Below are 10,022 nucleotides of genomic sequence, written 5' to 3' on the forward strand. Positions count from 1 at the left end.
CCGGGAACGCCCGCCGGCAGTCCGCCGCCCGGTACCCCTCCGGGCCCCGGCACCCCGCCGGGCAACCCGGCACCGCCGCCGGCCCGCGCCCGCTGGCAGCCCACCCCCGGCCTGGCCTGGCAGTGGCAACTCGGCGGCGCCGTCGACCAGTCGGTGGACGTCCCGGTCTACGACATCGACGGCTTCGAGAACGACGCCTCGGTGGTGGCCGCGCTGCACGCCAAGGGCCGCAAGGTGATCTGCTACATCAACGCCGGCTCCTGGGAGAACTTCCGCCCCGACTCCGCCGCCTTCGCCAAGTCCCTCCAGGGCTCGGACACCGGCTGGAAGGGCGAGAAGTGGTTCGACATCCGCAAGCTCGACCAGCTGAGGCCGCTGATGGCCGCCCGCTTCGACATGTGCCGGAGCAAGGGCTTCGACGCCATCGAGCCGGACACCATCGAGGCCTACAACCAGAACAGCGGTTTCCCGCTGACCGCCGACGACCAGCTCAAGTACAACCGGATGCTGGCGCAGCTCGCCCATGAACGCGGCCTGGCCATCGGCCTGAAGAACGACCTGGACCAGATCCCGGCGCTGCTCGCGGACTTCGACTTCGCGGTCAACGAGGAGTGCTCGCAGTTCGACGAGTGCGACCGTGTCGCCCCCTTCGTCAAGGCGGGCAAGGCGGTCTTCCACGTCGAGTACAAGCTCGACACGGACCGGTTCTGCGGCAAGGCCAAGTCGCTGGGCTTCAGCTCGATGCGCAAGAAGCTCGAACTGGACGCCTGGCGCAAGCCCTGCTGAGGAGCTCGGCTCCCGTCGCGCGGGTGACCCGGACGAGGGTCACCCGCGCGAGGGTCACTTGACCGCCAGCCAGATCACGCCGCCCAGGGCGACCAGCACGACGACGGCGATCAGCGCGATCACGCCGGTGCGGCTGCCGCTCTTGCTGCTGCCGTAGGTGGAAACGTTGCCCGGGGCCTGGGGCGCCGGGCTCTCGTCGACGAACGCCCGGAACATCTGGGTGCTGCCGGCGGGGTCGTAGTCGTTGTCAGCCATGGCACGGACTCTAACGAATCCGCCCACCTCGGGCACACCCCGGACCCCCGTCGCGCGGAACACACCACCCCCACGTGCGACAGCGGTACGACGGCTCCGTGAAGACCGCGCGGTTCACGGAATGCCCCGCCGCGCAATCCGGTTGACTTCCCCCATGACCGGAAACCACAGCCGGGTCCGCCTCGGCACCTCCGACCTGTCCGTCTTCCCGCTCTCCCTCGGCGGCAACGTCTTCGGATGGACGGCCGACGAACAGCAGTCCTTCGCCGTCCTGGACGCCTACGCGGCAGCCGGCGGCAACTTCGTCGACACCGCCGACGTCTACTCCGCCTGGGCCCCGGGCAACACCGGCGGCGAGTCCGAGACCGTCCTCGGCAACTGGCTGCGCAGCCGCGGCAACCGCGAGGACATCGTGATCGCCACCAAGGTCGGCATGCACGCCGAGCGCAGCGGCCTGGGCGCCGCCAACGTCAAGGCCGCGGCCGAGGACTCGCTGCGCCGCCTGGGGGTCGAGCGGATCGACCTCTACTACACCCACCGGGACGACGACACCCCGGTCGAGGAGTTCGTCACCGCGCTGGACGAGCTGGTCCGCGAGGGCAAGGTCCGGGCGGTCGCCGCCTCCAACATCTCCGCCGAGCGGCTCACCGAGTCACTGGCCTTCGCCGAGCGCGAGGGCCTGGCGAAGTACGTCGCCGTCCAGCCGCACTACAACCTGGTCTCGCGCGGCACCTTCGAGGGCCCGCTGGCCGACATGGTCGCCGAGCACGGTCTGGCCACCGTCCCGTACTACGCGCTGGCCTCCGGCTTCCTGACCGGCAAGTACCGTCCCGGGGTCGACGGCGTGGACAGCGCCCGCGCCGAGGGCGCCACCCGCTACCTGGCCGAGCCGCGCGGCCCCAAGGTGCTGGAGGCGCTGGACACCGTCGCCGCCGAGCTGGAGGTGGAGCTCGCCTCCGTCGCCCTGGCCTGGCTCGCCGCCCGTCCGACGGTCGCCGCCCCGATCGCCAGCGCCCGCACCGTCGAGCAGCTCCCGCCGCTGCTGGCCGGCGCCACCCTGGAGCTCACCCCGGAGCAGACCGCCCTGCTGGACGCCGCCTCCGCCTGAGCCCGCCCGGCGCCACGGCTGCTCCGCCCCGCAGCCGCCCTGGACGCGGTCCGGGCCCCGACAGCGGCGCGCTGTCGGGGCCCGGTACGGGTTCCGCGGCTACGGCCGGCCGAAGTGGGTCGGGTAGTAGCCCGGGCCGAGGGTCGAGATGCGGACGGTCGTCCCCGGCCGGGGCGCCTCCACGAAGGTGCCGCCGCCCAGGTAGATCCCCACGTGGTGGATCCCCGAGGCCCGGCCGCTGTCGGACCAGAACACCAGGTCGCCGCGGCGCAGTTGCCCGGCGCTGATCGGCGTGGTCGCCGCGTACTGGTCGTCGGCCACCCGCGGCAGGCTGATCCCCGCGCGCCGGTAGGCCTGCTGGACCAGCCCCGAACAGTCGTAGCCGGACGGGCCGTTGCCGCCCCAGACGTACGGCTTGCCCAGTTGGGCGAGCGCGTAGTCGATGGCCGCCTCCATGCTTCCGGGGGCCGGCGAGGGCTTGGCCGACGGACGGCTCGCGGGGGCCGCGGGCTGCGCGGGGGCCTGGGCCGAGCCGGCGGACTGCCCGGTGCGGCTCGTGTAGACGTCGGAGTGGCTGGTCCAACGCCACTCGCCGGAGCCGTTCTTGAACCAGTACTTCGACCCGTCCCAGCCCTGCTTCCCGGCCGCGGCGTGCGCGGATCCGGCGCCGGCCGTCAGGCCGACGACGCCGGCGCCCGCCAGCACGGTGGTGGCCAGACAGGTGCTCCGCACGGCCCGGTGTATTCGGCTGCCGCCGGCCGCCGCCGCGGAGCGGGCGGTGCGCGGCCGGACGACGCAGTTCGGGCAGCCGCAGCCCGCGATCGCGGGGATGCTGCCGAGTCGCTCCTCGAAGCCGATCAGACCGGGATCACCGTCGGGGCCGCCCGAGCCGACGGTGACGGCGGGTTCGGCGTACGCGCCGGTGGCTATCCTCATGCGGGTCGTCCTTCCTTCCGCCCGGCGCGGGCGGCCGGGGACGGTACCGAGGCGGCCACTCCGGCCGGGGCGACGAAGGCGACCAGCAGCTGTTCCATCAGCGCGCTGCGGGCGGCCTCGTCCAGTTCGTGCGCGGTCGCCCGCTCCAGACGGCGGACGGCGAGCGCCGCCGCCTCCACCGCGTCGTCCACCAGCACCGTGCGCAGGCCCGCGTCCAGGTCGGCCAGCCGGCGCCGGCGCATCGACTCGGCCACCTCGGGCGCGTACTCCAGGGCCAGCGGCTGCACCGAGTAGACCTCCAGGCCGGCCGGGGCCGCCTCGGCCGCCAGCGCCCTGGTCATCTCGTCGGCGAACCACTGCCCGTCGCGCAGTGCGGGACCGGGGGCCGCGTTGCTGTCGCAGGGCAGGGTGGACGCGGTGCGGGTGAGCACCGCCTGGACCTGCTCGCGCAGGTAGCTCTCGTGGTCCTCGATCGCCAGCAGCGCCCGCGCGGTGTCCTTGACCCGCCAGACGATCAGCAGCCGGACCACGATCGGCGTGCCGGTGCGGTCCACCACCTTGACCGGCTCGCTGCGCCAGTGCCGCAGCCGCACGTCCACCCGACGACGGCGCAGCAGCGGGTTGACCCAGACCAGGCCGGCCCGGCGGACGGTGCCCCGGTAGCGGCCCCAGCGGGTCAGCACCCGGGTCTCGCCGCCCGCGTTGGCCAGCAGTCCGGCGAGCGCGAGCACCACCAGCAGGCCGGCCGCGGCCGCCGCGGCGATCCACTGCGCGTCCGCCTCCACCCGGCCGCTCTCCCGTGCGACGGTGCCGCGCAGGTCGGGCAGCGCGTCCCAGTACGGGATGACGCCGGTGCGCAGCAGTACGAACAGCACACCGGCCACGCCGATCAGCACGGCCAGCAGGGCGATCCAGCCGGGCAGCGCGGCGGCGCGGTGCTCGCGCAGCGCCTGGTCGGCGCGCGGCGGGCGCCGGGAGGTGGTGGCGGTCGCGGTTCCGGCCGCCGTGACGTCCAGCAGCTCGACGGTCTCGGGGGCGGCCGTCTCCAGCGGGTCGCGCCGGTCCGCCGGGCCGGCCTGCGCGGGGCTCGGGACGACGGCCAGCGGGGTGGTCGCCGGCCCGCTGTCGGCCGGGCCGTCCGACGTGACGGTCCTGATGGCCGTGGTTCTGGCCAGCGGGCTGGAGCCGGAGGCGGAACGTTCCGGCACTGCCGGCGGAAACACCTTGGGCAGATTGTCGGGTCGCTGCGAAGAATCGCGGGTGACGTCCATGCACGGATCCTCTGGGTCGGTGTGTCGCGCAACGGGCGGCCCGGATCTGACGGGCAGTGCCAGGGTCAGGCTAAGTTCATACGTCATCAAATGCGACATTTGAACCGAGGTGTGTCGACATTTACTGACGAATCATCCAAAGCCGACCTGACGCGCAGGCACATGAGTGGATGGTCGGGACAGTTCGGCGCCGATCAGCGCCGAGGAGCACCGGCCCTACGGGCGAACACCCGACGGGTGATCAGCCCCAGACCGGTGAGCACCAGCAGGACTCCGGCGAGCCCACCGCGCCGGCCGGTCTCCCCGGGCCGTCCGGACGCGCCCTGCGACGCCCCCACCGGAGGCGCCGCCAACGGCCGGGCCGCGTCCCGAGTGGACTCGGCGGGTTCGGCGGGTTCGGCGGGTTCGGCGACGGCCCCGGCCGAGTCGGCAGCTCCGGCGGTTCCGGCGGCCGTTCCGGCGGTTCCGGCGGTTCCGGCGGTTCCGGCGGTTCCGGCGGTTCCGGCGGTTCCGGCGGTTCCGGCCGGCGAGGGCGCGGACTGCACCGCGGCGACAGCGGCCGGCAAGGCGCCGACACCGTCGGCCGGGGCCGGGGCCGGAGCCGGAGCCGGGGAGACGGTCACGGTGGCCGAGGGGATCGGGGCGACGAGCCCGGTGGACGCGACGGACGCGGTGGTCACGGTGGCCGCCGCCGGGACCGAAGCGCTCGGACGCGACGTCGGTGCCACCGACGACGCCACCACCGGACTTGCCGTCACCGGCCGGGCTCCCGCCGACGGAACCACGATCGGCAGCGCCGCGGGCACCTCCGAAGGCACCGCCGCGACCGACGGACTCGGCGAGGCCACCGCCGAACCCTGAGCGCTCGGGCCCGACTCGGCGAGGTTCGACGGCACCGCCGACGCACCGGACGCCACCGGGCTCGGCGCCGCCGACCCGGGCGCCACAGGACTCGCCGCCGGACCGGACGCCGTCACCGTCGTCGGACTGGGCCGGGCCGAGGCCGAAGCCGAGGCCGACCGGGTCGGGCTCCCGGCCACCGGGCTCGACACCTCCGCGGCCGGAGCCGAAGCCGTCGGACCGACTGCCGTCGAACTCTGTGCCGCCGGACTCGGCGACACCGAACCCGACACCGCCGGGCTCGACGCCGCCGGATCGGGCACCGCGCCCGCAGCGGCGACCCGTACCGGCACCGGCTCCGCCGAGACCTCGTTGCCCGCCCGGTCGGTCGCCGTGACGAGCAGCCACTGGTCCCCGTCCGTCAGGTCCCGGTTGGCCGTGCAGCTCCAGCTCCCGTCGAACGCCGCCGTGGCCCCGCAGAGCACCGTCCGCCGTTCCGTCTCCGAGGACGCCCCGGGCCGCACCGTGACCAGCACGTTCCCTCCCGGCTCCGCCCGGCCGGCCAGCTTCGGCCGGCTGACCCGCACGGTCTCCCCCGGGGCCGGGGAGGTGAGCACCGGCCGCTGCGGCAGGCCGGTGTCGACGACCAGCTCCACCGGCGGCCCGGCCGTCCGGTTCCCCGCCGCGTCGACCGCGACCGGGGTGAGCAGGTGCTTCCCGTCCGTCAGGATCTCGACCGGCAGGCAGGACCACCGGCCGTCCGCCGGCACCCCCGTGATGCACAGGTCGTCGCCCGAGCCCCGTTCGACCACCGAGACGGTGCTGCCCGCCTCGCCGGTGCCGGTGAGCCGGAGCCCCGGGTCGTTGGTGTAGGCGGGGACGGTGAGCGTGGGGGCGCCCGGCGGCACGCTCTTCACGCTGACCGCGACCGGCTCGCCGCGCAGCACCACACCGCCGGTGGTGGTCTCCACCGGGGTGAGGGCGTGCGGACCGGGCGCCAGCCCGGTGTCGGGGCGGCAGGACCAGTCGCCGCCGCGCAGGACCTTGGCCTTGCAGAGCGCGGTGTCGCCCTCGACGACCTCCACCGTGGCACCGGACACCGCGCCCCCGCCGCTGATCCGCGGCCGGGCGTCGGCGAGCACGGTCCCGTCGACCGGCTCGGCGATCTCCGGCCGGGAGGCGCCGACGGTCAGCTCGATCCGCTGGTCGCTGACCTGTCCGGAGTCGGCGAACCCACCGGAGGAGACGAGCTGGCCGGCGTCGCGGCCGATCCGCAGCCTGGCCCAGGTCCCGCCGGAGGCCGCACCGGCCGGGACGGTCCACTCCAGGGTGGCGGTGTCGGCGCCCGGCGGGACCTCGGTCTGCACCCGCTCGGCGGGGTCGAACCGGCCGGTGCGGTCGAAGTCGATCCAGCCGGCCAGGGTCGCGGGCTGGTCGCCGACCGCGACCGGGACGGTGAGCCGGTAGTAGCGGCCGATCGCGGCCTCGGCGGGGAAGGCGATCGCCGGGTCGGCGCCCTGGTACTCGCCGCGGCCGGGCTGGAGCCCGGCCCGGGGGCCGTCGAACGGGCTGCGTGGGGCCGCCCCGTGGTCGGGCCGGACCAGCGGCCCGCTGCCGGGGGCCCCGGCGGAACGGCTGCCGGCGGTGCGCGCCGGACCGGCCGCGTCGGCGCCCAGGAAGAGGTCGGTGACCACGTGCGAGGCGTTGCCGTAGTCCTGCGGGGCGGTGCCGAGGCCCTCGTCGACGGTGACGGTGTAGGCCTGGCGCAGGGCGGGCGGGGTGGTGGTGCTGCCGGCCCGGGCGACGGAGCGCTGCTCGACCCGGAACACCGCGGTGCGGACCGTGCCGGCCAGCTCCAGCGAGCCCTCGGCCGCCGAACCGGGATCGCCGTCGGACGCCCCGTCCGGGCTCGCGGGGGCGAGGACGTTGCCCTCGACCGTCCAGCCGGGCCAGTCCGTGCGGTCGACCAGGGCGGGGGCGGCCGGCGAGCCTCCGGTCACGGTCAGCCGGGTTGCCGTGCTGGTGCTGCCGGAATTCCCGGTGGCGAGCGCGGCCAGGCCGCTGAGGTGCAGCCGGGGATTGCGGACCGGGCGGGAGAAGTCCAGCCGGAGCGTTCCCACGGTGCGCCAGGAGCCGTCCGCCTGCGGACGGTCGGGGGCGAGGTCGAAGGTCTGCGCGGGATCTCCCGGCCGCATTCCGTCGGCATAACGGGCGGCGGGGAGACCGGCGGCGGAGCGGTCCGCCAATGCGCCCGGTGCGGCGGTGACGCCGGTGCCCGGGGAGGCATCGAGATCGAACCGGACCGAAAGTCCGGAGGGCAGCACCGCCCGGTGCTCGGCGGACCAGGTGTCGGGGGACTGGCGGGCCACCGAGAGCGGGGCGTTCCACGTGGTCAGCAGCCCGGTCGCGAGGACGGCCAGGGCGGCAGCCGTAAGGGAAAACTGTCGGCTCATCCGGCTCTCCTTCGCGGTGGGCTGCCGGGCTGGCGGGCAGGCGGGCAGGCTGCACAAGATCCGACAAAAAGGAATCACGGCCCAGGGCCGGGCATACGGCGACACCTGTGCTTTTGGCCGTGTCCCACCCGATCGGCGGTCATTCGGGCGGCAGGACGGGATGTACCCGAAACAGCTGCATTTCATCCATTAGGCGGCAATCGGCACCACTCGAACGGACGCAAGAACGGGAACTCCGGACCCATCCGGGGGACGCCGGCCTCCGGGACGGAACCATCCACCGCAGGGCCCTGTTCGAATCAGTGGCCCGGCGCGCCGGGGAACGGGAGAAGCCCCCGGCCGGTGGCCGGGGGCTTCTCGATGGTGCGCTCAGCAGGATTCGAACCTGCAACCTCTTGATCCGTAGTCAAGTGCTCTATCCGTTGAGCTATGAGCGCAAGGAACGGGCGAACCCGATCTTGCGAAGGTTGGTGCGCTCAGCAGGATTCGAACCTGCAACCTCTTGATCCGTAGTCAAGTGCTCTATCCGTTGAGCTATGAGCGCTCGCCCTGGTGAACGTTGTCTCCGGGGCGTTGCGGGGACAACATTACATGACCTGCGGCGTAGGACGAAATCGGTTGATCCGGGCCCCCGCCGACCCCTTCCGGCCCCGCCGTGCCGGCGCTCGGGGCCCCGCTCCGGGCCGCACCCACACCCGCACCCGCACTGTGTCCGGGAACGCGAAGAGCCCCCGTCGACGAGATCGTCGACGGGGGCTCCCGACTGGCGGAGGCTGAGGGATTTGAACCCTCGATCAGGAATAACCCCGAAACCGCATTAGCAGTGCGGCGCCATAGACCGGACTAGGCGAAGCCTCCCCACATGGATCGCATCCGCGCGAGCGGACCCGTTCCGTGTGTCAGTGATGATGCCACAACCGTGGGGCTCGGCACCAACCACCGCCAACGTTACTAGGCGGGTCGACCCCGCCGCAAAGAAGAATGAGATACTGCCGTCTCCGGAGGAGCTGCCCCGAGCCGAGGAGACCTGTCGACGTGAGCAGCAGGCCGATCCGAGGCGCTGCTCGCCTCGCCGCCATACTCGACGCCCTGCCCGACGCGTTGCTGCTGGTGAACAGCAACGGCACCGTCGTGGACGCCAACAGCGCGGCGGTCCAGGCGTTGCAGGCGCCGGGCACCTCACTGGTCGGCATGGGCGTGCTGGGTCTGCTGCCCGAGTTCGACCCCAGCCGCATCCCCGGCTCGATGCGCCCGGCCACCCGCGACGACGAGGCCCTCGACCGCCCGGTCCGGATGACCGCCCACCGCACCGACGGCACCACCTTCCCGGTCGAGGTCTCCGGCAACGACTTCGCCGACGACGGCGACGGCCGCGGCTACGCGCGCTCCCCGTACGACTCGTACCGCGAGAACTCGCCCTCCTCCTCCGACCTGCTCCTGCTGCTGGTCCGCGACCTCTCCGGCCGGCTCGGCGTCGAGGCCGAGCTGCGCCGCCAGCACAAGCAGACCGAGATGATCCTGCGCGCCGCCGCCGAGGGCGTGCTCGGCGTGGACCTCGAAGGCCGCTGCGTGCTGGTCAACCCGGCCGCCGCGCACATCCTGGAGTACCGGGCGAGCGAGCTGGGCGGGCGCGAACTGCACCCGCTGATCCAGCACTCCCGGGCCGACGGCACCCCGCTGGCGCTGGAGGAGTCGGCGCTGCTGGACACCCTGACCTCCGGCCGCAAGCACCGGGTGCGCGGCACCGTGCTGTGGCGCAAGGACGGCCGACCGGTCACCGTCGACCTCACCACCGCCCCGGTCCGGGACGGCGACCAGCTGGTCGGCGCGGTGATGACCTTCACCGACCGCAGCCGCGAACTCGCCCTGGTCGCCCGCAACGAGCACCTCACCGCCGTCCTGGAGAGCGAGCTGGGCGGCGCGCTGAACGCGCTGAACCAGCGGCTCGACGCGCTCGCCGCCGACCCGGCCGGCCAGCTCTGGCCGGAGGCCAACTGGACGCTGCGCCGGCTGGCCGCCGAGTGCCGCCGGTTCGGGAAGCTGATCGACGGGGTGCTCGACCACCAGCGCTGCGAGGCCGGCGAGAGCGCCGGCAGCGAGGCCAAGGACGGCAAGGACAGCAAGGACGGCAAGGAGCCCAAGGCCGGCAAGGACGCCAAGGACGGGCAAAAGCCCGCGCCCCGGGTGCCGGTCGGCCTGGACAAGGTGGTCCGCCGGGCCGTCGACGTGGCCGGCGAGCTGGTCGGCCCCGGCCGGGTGCGGTTCTCGGTGCACGCCGCCGCGGTCGAGGTGATCGCCGACGAGCGGCGGCTCGCCCAGGCACTGGCCCACCTGGTCGCCGACGTCAGCGGCATCGGGCTGGCCCTGGACCCC

At 74.1% G+C, this 10,022-nt stretch carries 7 protein-coding genes and 3 tRNA genes; 3 read left to right on the forward strand and 7 right to left on the reverse strand.

All coding sequences use genetic code 11. The features are described 5' to 3' along the window. The coding region (locus tag ACIQOV_RS12020) for an endo alpha-1,4 polygalactosaminidase (protein ID WP_401047734.1) at positions 1-786 on the forward strand (786 nt) is incomplete at its 5' end. 54 nt (positions 787-840) lie between these two features. Here ACIQOV_RS12020 and ACIQOV_RS12025 read toward each other — a convergent pair. Continuing rightward, a complete protein-coding gene (locus tag ACIQOV_RS12025; RefSeq protein WP_359913925.1) occupies positions 841-1,041 on the reverse strand; it encodes a hypothetical protein in 201 nt (66 codons plus the stop codon). 154 nt (positions 1,042-1,195) lie between these two features. Here ACIQOV_RS12025 and ACIQOV_RS12030 point away from each other — a divergent pair, with 154 nt between their 5' ends. Next, the gene (locus ACIQOV_RS12030; protein WP_401047737.1) at positions 1,196-2,149 is read left to right on the forward strand and encodes an aldo/keto reductase; all 954 of its coding nucleotides are present in this window, start codon (positions 1,196-1,198) and stop codon (positions 2,147-2,149) included. Between the two features lie 99 nt (positions 2,150-2,248). Here the strand turns inward: ACIQOV_RS12030 and ACIQOV_RS12035 are convergent, their stop codons facing one another. The 6 genes from ACIQOV_RS12035 to ACIQOV_RS12060 all read right to left on the reverse strand — a co-directional run bounded on the left by ACIQOV_RS12035 (position 2,249) and on the right by ACIQOV_RS12060 (position 8,507). After that, positions 2,249-3,085 (reverse strand): C40 family peptidase, encoded by an 837-nt coding sequence (locus ACIQOV_RS12035; protein WP_401047740.1) that lies wholly within the window; start codon positions 3,083-3,085, stop codon positions 2,249-2,251. Beyond that, positions 3,082-4,293 carry an SPFH domain-containing protein gene (locus ACIQOV_RS12040; RefSeq protein ID WP_401047742.1) on the reverse strand — a complete coding sequence of 404 codons (1,212 nt, stop codon included), beginning with the start codon at positions 4,291-4,293 and terminating at the stop codon, positions 3,082-3,084. The genes ACIQOV_RS12035 and ACIQOV_RS12040 overlap by 4 nt, the downstream gene beginning before the upstream one ends. Positions 4,294-4,550: 257 nt before the next feature. Then, a complete protein-coding gene (locus tag ACIQOV_RS12045; protein ID WP_401047745.1) occupies positions 4,551-7,649 on the reverse strand; it encodes an Ig-like domain-containing protein in 3,099 nt (1,032 codons plus the stop codon). Between the two features lie 361 nt (positions 7,650-8,010). After that, positions 8,011-8,086 (reverse strand) — tRNA-Arg (locus ACIQOV_RS12050). 31 nt (positions 8,087-8,117) lie between these two features. Continuing rightward, positions 8,118-8,193, reverse strand: a tRNA-Arg gene (locus ACIQOV_RS12055). A 220-nt stretch (positions 8,194-8,413) separates the two neighbouring features. Next, positions 8,414-8,507 (reverse strand) — tRNA-Ser (locus ACIQOV_RS12060). A gap of 177 nt (positions 8,508-8,684) precedes the next feature. On the opposite strand from ACIQOV_RS12060, the gene ACIQOV_RS12065 reads away from it, so the two are divergent. After that, positions 8,685-10,022 (forward strand): PAS domain-containing protein (locus ACIQOV_RS12065; RefSeq protein WP_401047748.1); only part of this gene is annotated, 1,338 nt, incomplete at its 3' end.

Origin of the sequence: Kitasatospora sp. NPDC091257 (genome assembly GCF_044757675.1) — a bacterium.
In the GTDB taxonomy this organism is placed as follows: domain Bacteria; phylum Actinomycetota; class Actinomycetes; order Streptomycetales; family Streptomycetaceae; genus Kitasatospora; species Kitasatospora lactacystinica.

Coding starts and splice junctions, on each gene's coding strand:
- ACIQOV_RS12025 (WP_359913925.1), bottom strand. CDS start 1,041: ATGGCTGACAACGACTACGACCCCGCCGGCAGCACCCAGATGTTCCGG.
- ACIQOV_RS12030 (WP_401047737.1), top strand. CDS start 1,196: ATGACCGGAAACCACAGCCGGGTCCGCCTCGGCACCTCCGACCTGTCC.
- ACIQOV_RS12035 (WP_401047740.1), bottom strand. CDS start 3,085: ATGAGGATAGCCACCGGCGCGTACGCCGAACCCGCCGTCACCGTCGGC.
- ACIQOV_RS12045 (WP_401047745.1), bottom strand. CDS start 7,649: ATGAGCCGACAGTTTTCCCTTACGGCTGCCGCCCTGGCCGTCCTCGCG.